This is a genomic window from Mycobacterium sp. 852002-53434_SCH5985345 (assembly GCF_001667155.1).
GTDB lineage: Bacteria > Actinomycetota > Actinomycetes > Mycobacteriales > Mycobacteriaceae > Mycobacterium.
Window position 1 is genome coordinate 20511 of record NZ_LZIE01000006.1, and the last position, 14598, is coordinate 35108.

General features: G+C 66.0%; 11 protein-coding genes, 1 tRNA gene and 1 pseudogene. 4 read left to right on the forward strand and 9 right to left on the reverse strand.

The genetic code is table 11. The features are described 5' to 3' along the window. Positions 1 to 93: 93 nt before the first annotated feature. Positions 94 to 166 (forward strand) — tRNA-Asn (locus A5756_RS00730). A 59-nt stretch (positions 167 to 225) separates the two neighbouring features. On the opposite strand, the gene A5756_RS00735 is transcribed toward A5756_RS00730, so the two are convergent. Next, a complete protein-coding gene (locus A5756_RS00735) occupies positions 226 to 900 on the reverse strand; it encodes an SDR family NAD(P)-dependent oxidoreductase (RefSeq protein WP_369817382.1) in 675 nt (224 codons plus the stop codon). 100 nt (positions 901 to 1000) lie between these two features. Here A5756_RS00735 and A5756_RS00740 point away from each other — a divergent pair. After that, positions 1001 to 1282 (forward strand): annotated as a pseudogene (locus A5756_RS00740) (muconolactone Delta-isomerase family protein); the annotation flags it as partial. Positions 1283 to 1305: 23 nt separating this feature from the next. On the opposite strand, the gene A5756_RS00745 reads toward A5756_RS00740, so the two are convergent. The 7 genes from A5756_RS00745 to A5756_RS00775 form a co-directional block, all read right to left on the reverse strand. Next, entirely contained in the window at positions 1306 to 2952 is a 1647-nt protein-coding gene (locus tag A5756_RS00745) for an NAD-dependent malic enzyme (protein ID WP_066945321.1), read from the reverse strand. A gap of 97 nt (positions 2953 to 3049) precedes the next feature. Further along, positions 3050 to 3469 (reverse strand): thioredoxin family protein, encoded by a 420-nt coding sequence (locus A5756_RS00750; protein WP_066945324.1) that lies wholly within the window; start codon positions 3467 to 3469, stop codon positions 3050 to 3052. A gap of 7 nt (positions 3470 to 3476) precedes the next feature. Further along, positions 3477 to 4160 carry a serine O-acetyltransferase gene (gene cysE / locus A5756_RS00755; RefSeq protein ID WP_066945327.1) on the reverse strand — a complete coding sequence of 228 codons (684 nt, stop codon included), beginning with the start codon at positions 4158 to 4160 and terminating at the stop codon, positions 3477 to 3479. Between the two features lie 2 nt (positions 4161 to 4162). Further along, the gene (gene cysK / locus A5756_RS00760) at positions 4163 to 5095 is read right to left on the reverse strand and encodes a cysteine synthase A (protein WP_066945330.1); all 933 of its coding nucleotides are present in this window, start codon (positions 5093 to 5095) and stop codon (positions 4163 to 4165) included. 418 nt (positions 5096 to 5513) lie between these two features. Further along, the gene (locus A5756_RS00765; RefSeq protein WP_066945334.1) at positions 5514 to 6317 is read right to left on the reverse strand and encodes a Stf0 family sulfotransferase; all 804 of its coding nucleotides are present in this window, start codon (positions 6315 to 6317) and stop codon (positions 5514 to 5516) included. Positions 6318 to 6426: 109 nt separating this feature from the next. Further along, entirely contained in the window at positions 6427 to 6708 is a 282-nt protein-coding gene (locus A5756_RS00770; RefSeq protein WP_156659104.1) for a hypothetical protein, read from the reverse strand. A 109-nt stretch (positions 6709 to 6817) separates the two neighbouring features. Then, a complete protein-coding gene (locus A5756_RS00775) occupies positions 6818 to 11005 on the reverse strand; it encodes a bifunctional nitrate reductase/sulfite reductase flavoprotein subunit alpha (RefSeq protein WP_066945337.1) in 4188 nt (1395 codons plus the stop codon). A 309-nt stretch (positions 11006 to 11314) separates the two neighbouring features. On the opposite strand from A5756_RS00775, the gene A5756_RS00780 reads away from it, so the two are divergent. Beyond that, a complete protein-coding gene (locus A5756_RS00780; RefSeq protein ID WP_066945361.1) occupies positions 11315 to 11782 on the forward strand; it encodes an LppP/LprE family lipoprotein in 468 nt (155 codons plus the stop codon). A 30-nt stretch (positions 11783 to 11812) separates the two neighbouring features. Here the strand turns inward: A5756_RS00780 and A5756_RS00785 are convergent, their stop codons facing one another. Then, the gene (locus A5756_RS00785) at positions 11813 to 13765 is read right to left on the reverse strand and encodes an acyl-CoA dehydrogenase (protein ID WP_066945340.1); all 1953 of its coding nucleotides are present in this window, start codon (positions 13763 to 13765) and stop codon (positions 11813 to 11815) included. Between the two features lie 137 nt (positions 13766 to 13902). Between A5756_RS00785 and A5756_RS00790 the strand changes: the two genes are divergently transcribed. Then, positions 13903 to 14598 (forward strand): esterase-like activity of phytase family protein (locus tag A5756_RS00790; RefSeq protein ID WP_369828574.1); only part of this gene is annotated, 696 nt, incomplete at its 3' end.

Consider the following 14598-nt stretch of genomic DNA (forward strand, 5'->3'; position numbering starts at 1 on the left):
GCCCGATCCGCTCCCCGGGGCGAGACCGAGTCGGTCCTGTCCGGTTGGGTGCGGTTATGCCAGTACGCTAGAGTCGTCCCGCGATCGTGTTGATCCCCTGTAGCTCAATTGGCAGAGCGTTCGGCTGTTAACCGATAGGTTCCTGGTTCGAGTCCAGGCGGGGGAGCAAGGTTGAGGCTCAGTGTCCGGCGCTCTGGCCGCCGTCGATGTGGAGGGTCTCCCCGGTCACAAAGGTGGCGCCCTCCAGGTACCGAATCCCCTCGATGACGTCGGCGATGGCGCCCATCCGGCCCAGCGGATGCATGGCGGCCAGCGCGGCCGTGTTGTCGTCGGCATGCATCGGGTGGCGATGTTGCCCGGGGAGATGGCGTTGACGCGGATCCCGCAATGCGCGTACTCGATGGCCAGCGACTTGGTCACCGCCGCCAGGCCGCCCTTGGTGAGGGCGGTCAATCCCGCGGGCACTGCGGAGTTGGGCTGGTCGAGCAGCGACGTGGTCATGTTGACGACGTGGCCGCCCCCGCCTTGCGTCAGCATCCGGGCGATGGCGCGCTGCGTGACGTGGAAGAAGCCGGCGAGGTTCACCCCGGTCACGAACGCGTAGTCCGCCGCCGTGTACTCGGTGAATGGTTTGGGAACGAAGACGCCCGCGTTATTGATCAGGGTGTCCACTCGACCGAACCGCTCCACCGCGGTCGCCACGATGCGGTCGGCGGTCGCGGGATCGGCGACGTCACCGGCGACGGCCGCCGTGCCGGGGTCATCGCCGGCGGTGATCGAGCGCGAGTTGGCCACCACGGCATAGCCGAGGTCGCGGTAGGCCTCGGCCAGGGCGGCCCCCATGCCCTGCGAGGCGCCGGTGACGATCGCGACTTTCTGGTAGGCCTGATCGGCGGTCAATAGCGGTCTCCTTGCGTGGTCTGGTTGCCGCGTCGCGCCATCGCGCTGGCGTGCTCGTCCTTCGTGAATCTACTGTGAGCGCAACCAATTAGGAGGGCCGGTGGAGTTCTTGGTCACGATGACGACGCATGTCCCCGACGGCACCCCGCCGGAGGCAATCGACGAGGTTCGGGCCCGGGAGGCCGCGCATTCCCGCGAGCTCGCCGCGCAGGGGCATCTGCTGCGCTTGTGGCGGCCGCCGCTGCGGCCGGGTGAATGGCGCACGCTCGGTCTGTTCGCCGCTGCGGACCAGGACCGGCTCGAGGAGGTGCTGGCCTCGATGCCGCTGCGCGTGTGGCGTACCGATGCGGTGACGCCCCTGGCGCCGCACCCGAATGACCCCGGGGCCGAACTATCCGAAAGGCGCTAGTCGTAGGCCGGCGTCCAGACGGTGTCGAGGACGGCTTGCCGTGGGTCGGCGTGCGTTTCTGTGGCCACCCCGCCGGCGACGGCGGCGTGATACACGGCTTCGGCAACCGACGTCGAGATGGCGCGCAATTCCCTGACATCGGGGAGCAGTGAATCGCCGGCCTTTGACGGGCTAGCCTGTTGCACAACGGCTTTCGCTGCGGCCTGCAGCATTTCCTTGGTCAGTAGCCGGGCCCCGGCGACGATGATGCCCAGTCCGATTCCGGGGAACACCAGCACGTTGTTGGCCTGGCCGATGGTGTAGGTGGTGCCGTCGTATTCGATCGGCGCGACGGGGGTGCCGGTGGTGATCAGCGCCTTGCCGTCGGACCACTGCAGCACGTCGGCCGGCATGGCTTCCATGCGCGACGTCGGGTTGGACAGCGGGAAGATCATCGGGCGCTCACACGATGCGGTCATGGCCTGCACGACCTTCTCGGTGAAGGCGCCGAACACGGCCGAGGAGCCGAGCAGGATGGTGGGGGAGGCGAGCTTGATGGTGTCCACCAATCCCACCCGATCCGCGGCTTCCAAGCCGAGCTGGGCGCGGTTCTTGGCGTAGGGAACCTGGAAATCTCGCAGGTCCTCCATGTCGTCGAATAGCAGGCCCTGCTTGTCGATCGGCCAGATCTGCGCGGTGGCCTGCTCGATGGTGGCGCCGTCGGACACCATTGCGTCGCGAATCTGATCGGCCACCCCGACCCCGGCGGTGCCGGCCCCGAAGACGACGGCCCGCTGGTCGCGCATCGGGACGCCGGTGACGTGGCATCCGCCGTACACGGCCGCGACGACCACCGCGCCCGTTCCCTGGATGTCGTCGTTGAACACGCAGTACTTGTCGCCGTACGTGTGCAGGATCCGCCGTGCGTTCAGGGGCCCGAAGTCTTCGAAATGCAGGATCGCCTTCGGGAACAGGCGGTGAGCGGTTTCGATGTAGCGATTGACGAAGTCGTCGTATTCGTCGCCGCGGCGGCGGGCGTGACGATTGCCCAAGTAGAACGGATCCTGAAGCAGTTGTTCGTTATTGGTGCCCACGTCGAGGGAAACCGCGATGCAGCGGCGGGGATCGATGCCGGCCCCGGCGGTATACAGCGCCAGCTTGCCAACCGCGATCTGGATGCCGCCCACGCCCCAGTCGCCGATGCCCAGGATCGCTTCGGCGTCGGTACACACGATCAGGTCGACGTCGCCCGCTTCCAGCCCGAAAGTTGCGAAGGCGGGCTCGATCTCGTCGGGGGCGTCGATGCTCAGGAAAAGCCCGCGCTGTCCGCGATACTCGTCGGAGAACCGTTGGATGGCCTCCCCGACGGTGGGCGTGTAGACCACCGGCATCAGTTCCGGCAGATGATCCTCCAGCACCTTGTAGTAGAGCAGTTCGTGGCGGTAATGCAGCTGCTCCAACAGCAAATTGCGGCCCAGATCCGTTGCCAGGCTTTGCAATTGATGCCACACCCGGTCGGCCTGCTCGTCGAGCGTGAGCACCGCCGGTGGGAGCCGCCCGGTCAGGCCCAGCCGCCGCCGCTGCTCGTGCGTGAAGCCCACTCCACGGTTCAGACTCGGCGAGGACAGCGCCGCCGGGATCTTCGGCGCGTGCGGGTCGCTCATCGCAAATCTCCGTCCGTGACTCGGTCCCTTACGGCAACCGTAGCGTCGATCGCGGTGATCGCATCTTGAACGGCATTCGCGGCGCCGGGCGCGCGGGTCAAGCCAGCAGAGGTTGCAGTGCCTGTCGCAGGTCGGTGGCCTTGGGGACGCCCGCGGTGCGGTACCGCTGCCGGCCGTCGGCGTCGAAGATGAACGTGGTAGGCAGTGACAACACCGAAAGTCGCTTGGCGGCGGCAGGATTGGCGTCAATGTCGATTTCGAGATGCGTCACGTCGGGGAGATCGCCGCACACTTGCTGAACCACGCGACGCACCGAAGCGCACGGACCGCACCATGCTGCGGTGAAATGGACGACGGTCGGACCCGCCTCGGACAAGCCGAGATCTGCCGCGTCCTGTGTAGGTCCGAGACTCGTCTCGCGAAGTACCCCGGACCGTCGATTGATCATCGCTCCTGCCGCAGTGGCGGCCCCCAGCGCAGCGATCAGCGCCGTCGCTGCGATCACAAGAGTGCTCACTGGGTCCTCAGATAGAAAAGTCTTCGCCGTGCCACACCCCGGCTTCGGGTGGCCGGATGACGCTTGCGGATTGTTGCCCGTCGTTGGAAGCCTCGAGCTTGGCGACCCGGGTGAGGAGGGACTGGAGGCTGACGCCCACGAGGTCGGGCATCATCGAGTCGTCCGGGCTGTTTCGGCCGTGGCGACTGATGACCTGGCCGGGAACCCCGATGACCACGGCGCTCGACGGAACCTCTTTGACTACGACAGCGTTGGCGCCGATCCGGCTGTCATCGCCGATTTTGATCGCTCCGAGCACCTTGGCGCCGGCGCCGATGGTCACCCGGTCACCGATGGTCGGGTGGCGCTTCCCGGTGTCCCGTCCGCTGCCGCCGAGCGTGACGCCGTGGTAGATCGTCACGTCCTCGCCGACTTCGGCCGTCTCGCCGATCACCACTCCGGTGGCGTGGTCGATGAAGAGGCCCGCTCCGAGCACGGCGCCGGGGTGGATGTCGACCCCGGTCAGGATGCGGGTGACCTCGTTGAGTATCCGCGCGGCCAGCCGGGCGCCGCGGTTCCACAGCCAGTGGCTGATCCGGTGGCCCCAGATGGCATGCACACCCGGGTAGGCGAAGATCACCTGCAGCGTGGTCGGGGCAGCGGGGTCGCGCTCCCTGGCGGCCCGGATGTCGCGGCGTACGGCGTCGAGCATGGTTAACCCGCCAGGTCGGCGAACAACGGCGTGCTGAGATACCGCTCGCCGAAATCAGGTAGCACGACGACGACAAGCTTTCCGGCGTTTTCCGGTCGGCGGGCCACCTGCAGGGCGCCGACCACCGCGGCACCCGACGAGATGCCGACCAGCAAGCCTTCCTCTCGTGCCAGCCGACGTGCCACGTCCATGGCCTCCTCGTTGCCGACGGTGATGACCTCGTCGACGAGCTCCATGTCGAGCACGGGGGGCACGAATCCGGCGCCCAGACCCTGGATGGGGTGAGGACCTTTCTGTCCACCCGAGAGCACCGGCGACGCTGCCGGCTCCACGGCGACGAACTGCACCGACGGCTTGCGTTCCTTGATGACCTCGGCGACCCCCGTGATGGTGCCGCCGGTGCCCACGCCGGCCACGAAGATGTCCACCTTGCCATCGGTGTCGCGCCACACCTCTTCGGCGGTGGTCTTGCGGTGGATCTCCCTATTCACGGGGTTTTCGAACTGTTGGGGCACCCAATACCGTTGGTCGCTCTTGGCCAGCTCCTCGGCTTTGGCGATGGCGCCCGGCATGCCCTCGGCGCCCGGCGTCAGGACGATCTCGGCGCCCAAGGCACGCAGCAGCATCCGCCGCTCCATGCTCATGGTCTCCGGCATGACCAACACACAGCGGTAGCCACGGGCGGCGGCCACCAGCGCCAGGGCGATGCCGGTGTTACCGCTCGTCGGTTCGAGGATGATCGTGTCGGGCTTGATCAGGCCCGCTTGCTCGGCCGCGTCGATCATCGCGACCCCGATGCGGTCCTTGACGCTGTTTCCCGGGTTGAAGAACTCCAGCTTGGCTACGACGTCGGCGGCCGCCCCGTCGGTGACCCGGTTCAGCCGGACCAGCGGAGTGTTCCCAATAAGTTGTGTGACGTTATCTGCGATGCTCATCTGTCTTCCTCAGGCATGTTGGTTCAAGCTTCGTCGGCCTACCAGGCGATGTCGAATTCGATCGCGACGCGGGTGCATATGGGCAATATGGTCATCGGCGGGGTGATCCTTCTGAGATTGACTAACGCTTAGACGCGGCCACTGGGTGCTACCTGTGCGAGCGGCCCGCAAACCTGGAGGAAACGCGAGGGTTTCTGCGGCGTCAGAGAATCAACAACAACGACAACAGCAGTGCACGGCGGTGCGGCACGTAAGGACAAGGCACGGCTGGGTGGCCTGTTGCATAACGCCCACTATAGGACATTCGACAATTTCGCCGGTTGAGCTCATCGTTTGCTGAGTACCCGCGGCCGTTTCACCCCGCCGGCGGGGCCGCAATCGAGCCGAAGGCTTCTTCGGGCACAAGCAAGTCCCAGGGTCAGGTTGGGAGGCCGAGCTTCGCGGCGTCGGCCCTGTATCGATCCACCCACTCATCGGAGCGCTGGTCGGCCTGACGTTCCAAGACCGGCTCGGGCGCCAGCCGCGGGTCGAGCCCCAACCCCTCAAGGATGGCGGCCACCACCTGAGTCAGGTTGCGCCACAACACCGGATACGGAATCTCCATCGGCCTGACGTCTTCCTCGGCGAACCAATTCCGCCAGCCCTCGTTCTGGGCACGCAGCATGGTGACGACGTGCGCGATCGCGCCGGCGTGATAGGTAGCGCGCGCATCGCGAGTCGGGTCGGGTCGTCCTCGCCACACCCGCGTCTGCACCGCCCGCCAGAACGACACGGCCTGCGAAATCACGTCGGGGCGGTACACATAGATGAACAGCGGCTCTTCACCCACCACGTCGGTGATCGCGGCCAGCAGCCCGTCACCGCTGCGATTCGGCAGATTCTTCGCGCGGTTCAACAAGAGCGGCGTCTGGTTCCACATCAACTTGCCGCCCCATATCCCGTTCGGCGTCCTGCCGACCGTGCGGATGTAGTCGCGCCAGATCTCGGGCGGCGCGAGGTCCGGCGTCCCGGCATCGAGCGGGTCGAGCAGTTGCAGGATCGACTCGTCCTCCACGCCGGCGAACCACTCGCGTGGCTGCGGCGCCTGGCTGGTGGCCGGCAGGTACTGAAAGAACTCCTGTGGTTCGCCGGCGACCCCCGTCGCGCGCAGCGACTCGACCAGCAGTGTGCTGCCGCTCCGCTGGGATGCCAGCACCAGGTAGGAGGACGGATTATCAGCCACGCAGCAAGCCTATCCGGCAGCAATTGCTTTCGCAGGTAATAGTTTTACGCTCGTGTTGAACTTAATTGTTGAAGTGAAATGTATTGCGAATCCGCGATGACTACCGGAGTTAGACGCTTCCGTCGTCGACGAAATCTTCGCAGGCGCACCACTGGCCCCTGTCCTGCAACCTTCGCCGAAGTTGCGTGCCGCGCTTGAGCATCAGGTGCTGGGTGTAGACCTTGTCGCGCTGCTGTGGCGAGAAGGCCAAGTCCAAGTTGATCGGCAGCCCGGCCCAGTCGACCCGGTCGTCGAGCTGCTCATCGTCCACGGTGCCGCGCCTCAGCCGGCACTGCAACGGGCAGACAGCCCGCACGTTGTCCTTGAGGGGCCCGTCAAAGTCCAGAGCCACGCCTACGTCCCTCCTCGACGCAACCAATGACTGAATGTTGCAGCGAGGTTGTTTCAGCGACAGGCGCGCGACGTTTCCGTCGTATTACGAGTCGCGCAACCCGGGAGGCTTAGTAGACGTCGCGGTGATAGCGCTTGTCGGCGCTCAGCGACCGGACATACTGCTTCGCCCCGTCGGGATCGAGGTTCCCGTGTTCGGCCGCGATTTCGCAGAGCGCACGGTCGACGTCCTTGGCCATGGGGTCCGCGGTACCGCAGACGTAGAGCTGGGCGCCGTCCTGCAGCCAGCGCCACAGCTCGGCCCCACGCTTGCGCATCAGATGCTGCACGTAGACCTTCTGCTGCTGGTCCCGCGAGAACGCGAGGTCCAACTCGGTGAGGAACCCGTCGGCAAGCATCTTTTCGAGTTCGTCGCGGTAGTAGTAGTCGGTGGCGGCGTGCTGCTCGCCGAAGAACAGCCAGTTGGGTCCGGTGTGCCCGAGCGCGCGACGCTCCTGCAGGAACCCGCGGAAGGGCGCGATTCCGGTGCCGGGACCGATCATGATCATCGGCGTGTGCGACTCGCTGGGTGGCCGGAAGTTGCTCGACGGCTGCAGGTAGACGGCGACGCGATCACCGGGTGAGCGGTCGGCCAGGTAGGTCGAGCACACCCCACGGCGCGGGATGCCCTGAAAGTTGTAACGCACCGGCGAGACGGTCAGGTGAACTTCCCCGGGGCATTCTTTGGGGCTCGACGAGATCGAGTACAGCCGCGGCTGAAGGCGTTTGAGCACCCGCAGCCACTCGTGGGCCGACGCCCAGACCGGGTGCTGTGCCAGCAGGTCGATGGACTGGCGCCCCCACGACCAATCCGACAGTGCGCGCTTGTTTTCGGGCTTCAGCAGCTCGGCGAGCGTCGAGTCGCCGGTGCGCTCCTGCACGAACCGCACCAGGTCCCGGCTGATGTGGGCGATCTCGATGCGCTCGGTGAGTGCGGAGCGCAGCGACATCAGACCCTGCTCGCCGACCTCGACGGGCGTCTGCCCGTCCAGTCCGGTAACCGCGAGCCACTCGTCGACCAACCGGTCGCTATTGCGGGGCCACACCCCGAGCGCGTCACCGGCCTCGTAGCTCACGGTTTCTTCCGGCAGGCTGAAAACCAAATGCCGCACGTCTTTTGTCGACTTCGGCTGACTCAACACGGTGTTGCGGACGATGCCGGTGATCAGGGGGCGTTTCTTGGTGTACCCGACCGTTCCGGACCCGTTGGCCGGTCGAACCGGCGCGCCAATCGGGGCGGTGGCCGCCGCACCGCCATCCCGGCCCACCGGCGCGGGGGCGCGCGACAGCTCCTGCAGGACACCGCTCAGCCACTTGCCCGCGGCGTCGTCGTAGTCCGGTTCGCAGTCGACCCGGTCGACGATGCGGGTCGCCCCCAACTCAGCCAGACGCTCGTCGAGTTTGCGGCCATGGCCGCAGAAGTCGTCGTAGTTGGAGTCGCCGAGCGCGAGGACGGCGTAGCGGGTGCCGGTGAATTTCGTTGCACCGTCGGTTGTCAGCGCGCGCCAGAAGCCAGCCCCATTGTCCGGTGGGTCACCGTCACCGGTGGTGCTGGTGATCAGCAGCAACTCCCGAGTCGTCGCCAGTTCACCCACCGGGAAGTCGTCCATGGCGCGCAACGAGACCGGCACGTCGGCGTTGCCCAGTCGGGCGGCGACATCGGCGGCGAGCTCTTCGGCGTTCCCGGTTTGCGATGCCCACAGCACCACGACGGGTGCCCGTTTGGCGGGCTTGGCCTCGGGTGGCTGGATCGTCGGTTCCTTGACCGCCGGCGCCGGCGTCGGCGTGGCTCCTTCGCGCGAGAACAGGCCCGCGAGCAGGCCATCCACCCACAGCCGGGTGCCGGGGTCGAACGGAGCGCTTTGCGGCAGGGTCGGCACCCCGGCGGTGCGCCGGCCCGCATCCGACCGAAGTGCGGTCAACATCCCGGCAAGGTACGAGCGGCCGAGCTCGTCGAACGCCGGCGCGGGTTTGGTTGCGACGCCGAGCAAGTCGGCGAGGGCGTCGACCTGTGACGCGCTGATTTCCCGCACCTCGGTGGAAGCGAGTTCTGGTGTATCGGTGCTCGGATCTGCCGGGGCGACGGAAACTTTCGCCAACGTGACCGCGCACGCCTTGAATTCCGGTTGGTTCGAGATCGGGTCCACCGCGTCGTTGGTGACCGCGTTGATCGCCAGGTATTCGCCGAACACGTCGTTCCAATGGAAGGGGGCGAAGCAGTTACCGATGCGCACCCGGTCGCTGATCACGGCGGGCAGCACGGCGCGGCCGCGGCGGGACGCGATTTCTATCGCGTCGCCGTCGGTGATCTGCAGCAGGGCGGCGTCGTCCGGGTGGATTTCCACGAACGGCCCGGGATTGAGCTTGTTGAGCTTGGCGACCTTGCCGGTCTTGGTCATCGTGTGCCACTGGTGTGGTAGGCGACCGGTGTTCAGCAGGAACGGGTAGTCGTTGTCCGGCATTTCCTCGGGCGGGAGGTGTGGGCGGGCGAAGAACACCGCACGACCGTTCGCGGTGGGGAACGCCAACCGGGGAGCGCTGCCATCCTCGCGGACCAGCCGGGCCTGGCTGACACCGTCGTTGAGGTAGCGAATGGGGCTGCGGTCGCCCGTGCTCTCGGGCGCGCACGGCCACTGCAGCGGGCCCTGACGCAGCCGGTCGTAGCTGACGCCGCGCAAATCGTAGCCGGTCTTCGGGTTCGAGAATCGCTTGATCTCCTCGAAGATCTCTTCGGCGGAGCCGTAGCTGAAAGCGTCCGAAAAGCCCATCTCGCAGGCGATCCGGGCGATGATCTGCCAGTCGGGCATCGCGTCACCCGGTGCGGTGACGGCCGGCTGGAACAGCGTCAGGTTGCGCTCGGAATTGACCATCACGCCCTCGGCCTCCGACCACAGGGCCGCCGGCAGCAGCACATCGGCGTATTCGTTGGTCTCCGTTTCGAGAAAGGCGTCCTGGGTGATGACCAACTCGGCACGCTCCAGACCGGCCAGCACGGTCCTCCGATTAGCAACGGAAGCAACGGGATTGGTGCACACGATCCAGCACGACTTGATTTCACCGCTGGCCATCCGGGCGAACATGTCGATCGTGCCGGTGCCGACCTCGGTGCGGAGTGTTCCGTGGGGGATACCCCACTGGTCTTCGGTGAAGGCGCGGTCCTCCGCGGATAAGACCGAGCGCTGCCCCGGCAGTCCCGGCCCCATGTAACCCATTTCGCGGCCGCCCATCGCGTTGGGTTGTCCGGTGAGCGAGAAGGGTCCGCTGCCGGGTTTGCAGATCGCACCGGTGGCCAGGTGCAGGTTGCACAGTGCGTTGGTGTTCCAGGTGCCGTGCGTGCTCTGGTTGAGGCCCATGGTCCAGCAGCTCACGAAATTCTCGGCCTCGCCGATCATCCGGGCCGCCGCGCGGATGTGTTCTTCGGGAATCCCGGTGATCTCGCTGACCTTGTCGGGGGTGTACTGCTCCAGGAAGCCGGGCATCGCCTCCCACCCCTCGGTGAACTCGGCGATGAAGTCGGGATCGGTGTGCCCGTTTTCAATGATCTGCTGCAGTAACCCGTTGAGCAGTGCGAGATCGGAACCGGGGGAGATCTGCAGGAACAGGTCGGCCTTGTCGGCGGTCGCGGTGCGGCGCGGATCAACGACGATGAGTTTTGCGCCGGCCTTGACGCGGTCCATCATCCGCAAGAACAGGATGGGGTGGCAGTCGGCCATGTTGGCGCCGATGACGAAGAAGACGTCGGCGTGTTCGAAGTCTTGGTAAGAGCCGGGTGGTCCGTCGGCACCCAGTGAGAGCTTGTAGCCGGAACCGGCGCTGGCCATGCACAGCCGCGAGTTCGACTCGATCTGGTTGGTGCCGATGAAGCCCTTGGTGAGCTTGTTCGCCAGGTACTGCGCCTCGATGGACATCTGGCCCGACACGTACATCGCGAACGAATCCGGGCCGTACGTGTCGATGATCGCCCGTAACCGGTTCGCGCACTGGGCGATAGCCCGGTCGATATCGACGGGCTCGACGGGCTCACCGCGGTCGGTGCGTACGTGTGCGGATTCCATCCGCCCAGGCGCGCCGAGCAAGTCGGAAGTGGTGGCACCCTTGGTGCACAGCCGACCGAAGTTGGCTGGATGTTCTTTGTTTCCAATCGACTTCGCGATGTGACGGCGACCGCTCGCGGGATCGGTTGTGACCTGCAACACCATCCCGCAGCCGACGCCGCAGTATGCGCACATGGTGTTCACGGCATCGTGCTGTGACGCCATGGACTCCCTGGTCACGCACTTCCTCCTTTGAGCGCAACGGGCTTACGTTGAATGGTGCGACGAGGATGTTTCGGCACCGGATATCCGGAGTTTCCCCCGCTTTACGGCTTCCTCTCACCGGCGAAAGCGCCCGCGTGATGTCTTGGAAAAGCCGCATCCCCCGAGGTCAGGGTGGGTCATCGTCGACCCGCCGACTCCGCTCAAGGCTACCGGTGGGGCCGGGCGGTTTACCTGTCAGAACGGGGTCTCCGACCAAACAAATGGGACATTCACAGCCTTCGCTAAGCTCACCGAGTGCGTCGGCTGATTGTGATCCTGCTGATCCTGCTGGCCTCCGGTTGCGGCGGGAGGCAAGCCGGTTCGCCGCCGGTGTCAGCCGATAAGTGCAAGGATTCCGATGGACCGACACCCGCCACGGTGCAGCGGGCCATCGCCTCGGTTCCGATCACCGTCCCCGGTACGACTTGGGTGGAAATCGCTCGCGGACATGCCAAGAAGTGCCGCTTGTACTGGGTGCAGATCATCCCGACGATTGCCAGTGAATCCACCGGGCAGCAGCTGCTGTTCTTCGATCACAACACCCCGCTGGGTACACCGACCCCAAATCCCAAGCCGTACATCACCGTTCTGCCGCCATCCGATGACGCCGTCGCGGTCCAGTACCAATGGTTGAAGGGCAACGATCAGCCGTGCTGTCCCACCGGCGTTGGCACGGTGAAGTTCGAGATCGGCCCGGACGGCAAGCTGAAGGCGCTCGGCAAAATCCCGAATCAATAGCGTTGCGTTACAACGCGATCAAGTGGCCCGTCAGTTCGTGATCGCGTCCGCCAAGTTTTCCGGGTGCAGCATCTCGGCGTAGCGCAGTTGCTCCGGAATCCCGAAGCCGTCGACGAGCGTTTCGGCGTGCGGGCGCAGCGCGCGGCACCGATCGTTGATACCCCGGGTGACGGCCTTGGCCCGCTCGGTGGACAGGTAGCGATGCTCGATGTACCAGGCCTTGTCGTCCTCGATCACCGACAGCGCGTACAGATCACACAGGATGCCCAGGAGTTCGCGGGCCTCCTCGTGCGGGCAGGCATCGATGCCGGCGACGAACGCTTCGAGCACCACCCGGTCGATGTGCGCGGAAGCGGCGTGCAACACGTGATCCTGCACCGCGTTGAAGGCGTCGAACTCCGACATCTCCTTGGATTTGGCCTGCAGCCGACGAGCGACGGACGCGATCAGATATTCCTCCCGGTCCTCGAACATCTTGATCTGCGTGCCGCGGTTGAAAAGGCTGCCCTCTTCCTCGCTGTCCTGTCGGGAGTCCACGATGGTTTGGATAATCGTCTCGGCGGCAGTGCGTTTGACGACGCGCTCGCCGACGGTGTTGGCGGCGAACCGCACCCATTCGACCGGGCTCATGCTGCGGATGTCGTCGGCGTAAGCGGTCAGCAGCTCCTTGGCCACCAATTGCGTCAGCACGTGGTTGTCGCCCTCGAATGTGGTGAAGACGTCGGTGTCGCCGCGCAGCGCGATCAACCGGTTCTCGGCCATGTAGCCCGCGCCACCGCAAGCCTCCCGCGCCTCCTGAATCGCCCGGGACGCATGCCAGGTGTTGGCCGCCTTCAGCCCGGCGGCGCGCGCCTCCAATTCGCGCTGCTCGTCGGCGTCGACGGCGTCCGCGGTCTGGATGTCGTGGCATTTACCGACCAGCTCGTTCTGGGCGAACTGCAACGCGTATGACTTTGCGATCAAAGGGAACAACCGGCGCTGATGCACCAGATAGTCCATGATCAGCACCTCGGACTCGTCATCCGGTGCGCTGAATTGCTTGCGCTGCAACGCGTATCGCGTGGCGATGTCCAGCGCGACGCGACCCGCGGCGCCCGCGCTGCCGCCCACCGTGATCCGTCCGCGGACCAACGTGCCCAGCATGGTGAAGAATCGGCGGTTCGGATTCTCGATCGGCGAGCTGTAGGTGCCGTCCGGCGCCACGTCGCCGTATTTGTTCAACAGGTTCACCCGCGGGACGCGTACGTGGTCGAACATGATGCGGCCGTTGTCGACTCCGGGCAGGCCGCCCTTGTATTCACAGTCCGAGGTGGTCACCCCGGGCAGGTCGTTGCCGTCCGCGTCGCGGATCGGCACCATCAGGCAGTGCACGCCGTGGTGCAGCGGTTTGCCGTCCTCGTGCGTGATCAGTTGGGCGAATACCGCTGCCATGGTGGCTGTTTCGGCCGCGCCGCCGATGTAGTCCTTGCGCGCCGTCGGCGTGGGGGAGTCGATGACGAACTCTTCGGTCTCGGGGTCGTAGGTCGCAGTGGTCTCCAGCGACTGGACGTCGCTGCCGTGCCCGGTCTCGGTCATCGCGAAACAGCCCCGCAACTCGAGGCTGATGATCTTCTTCACGTACGCCTCGTGATGACGCTCGGTGCCCAGGTTCTCCACGGCGCCGCCGAATAGGCCCCACTGGACACCGGCCTTCACCATCAACGACAGGTCCGACATCGCGAGCATCTCGATCATCGTGATCGCCGCGCCGATGTCGCCGGTGCCGCCATGCTCCTTGCGGAAGTTGTCGGCCGCGGCACCGAACGCGGCCATGATCCGCATCTGCTCGGCCACCTTGGTGCGCGCGATCACCGTGTTCGGGGTGTAGTGCGGCCGGAACAGGTCCTCGCTCATGGTGGATCGCAGCTGGTTTCTCGTGTCCCGCCAACGCCCGTCGAGGGCGTTGCGCAGCTGCTCGGCAATGGTTGCGGTGTCTGACGCCATAACCCGACCGTATCCTGCGGTTCCCGCCGCGGGAATAACGACATGATGCCGATTGGTGATTTCGCCGAGCGTGCGTCCAGGGCGAGGTCGAGGCCTGATTCTCGCGCCGAGTGCACGCTCGGCGATACGTTCTCGGTATGTGCCGCCTACGGGTGGCGTTCGTGTGCCTCGTCGTCTTGCTGGGGGGATGCGCGCCCGCGCGCCCGCCCGCTCCGGCGCCCGCGCCGCGTCCGATGCTCACTTACCTCGGTCAGTCTCGGGTCCCGTTCAACGCCACCTTCGACGGCACCGTCATCGGCGGCCTGTCGGCGCTCAGCTATGACCCGGGCCGTCAGCTGTATTACGTCATCAGCGACGATCGCTCCGAGAAGAACCCGGCCCGCTTTTACAGCGTGCAATTGTCCTTGTCGGACAGCGGAATCGACAACGTCGCCTTCACCGGCACCCGCCCGCTGCTGGACCGGTCCGGCCAGCCGTTCCCGCCGCTCAGGCCGGACGCCACGCCGCCCGTTATTCCCCCCGACCCCGAGGGCATCGCCTTCGATCCCGGCCGGCAACGGCTGTATTGGTCCTCCGAAGGCGAGCGGCGCACCGCGGGACCGTTGCTGCTCGACCCGTGGGTTCGATCGGCCGGGCTCGACGGTGCCTACCTCGGCCAGTTCACGCTGCCGGCCAACTTGGCGATGTCCGCGCAGCCCACGGGCCCGCGCCGGAACAAGGCGCTGGAGGGATTGGCGCTGACGCCCGACGGCCAAACGCTGTTCGCCGCGATGGAGGACCCCGGATACAACGACGGGCCGGTCAGCGACGACGGCCACCGCGTACTCACCCGG

Coding starts and splice junctions, on each gene's coding strand:
- A5756_RS00745 (WP_066945321.1), bottom strand. CDS start 2,952: ATGAGCGACCCGCACGCGCCGAAGATCCCGGCGGCGCTGTCCTCGCCG.
- cysE (WP_066945327.1), bottom strand. CDS start 4,160: ATGCTCGACGCCGTACGCCGCGACATCCGGGCCGCCAGGGAGCGCGAC.
- cysK (WP_066945330.1), bottom strand. CDS start 5,095: ATGAGCATCGCAGATAACGTCACACAACTTATTGGGAACACTCCGCTG.
- A5756_RS00775 (WP_066945337.1), bottom strand. CDS start 11,005: ATGGCGTCACAGCACGATGCCGTGAACACCATGTGCGCATACTGCGGC.
- A5756_RS00785 (WP_066945340.1), bottom strand. CDS start 13,765: ATGGCGTCAGACACCGCAACCATTGCCGAGCAGCTGCGCAACGCCCTC.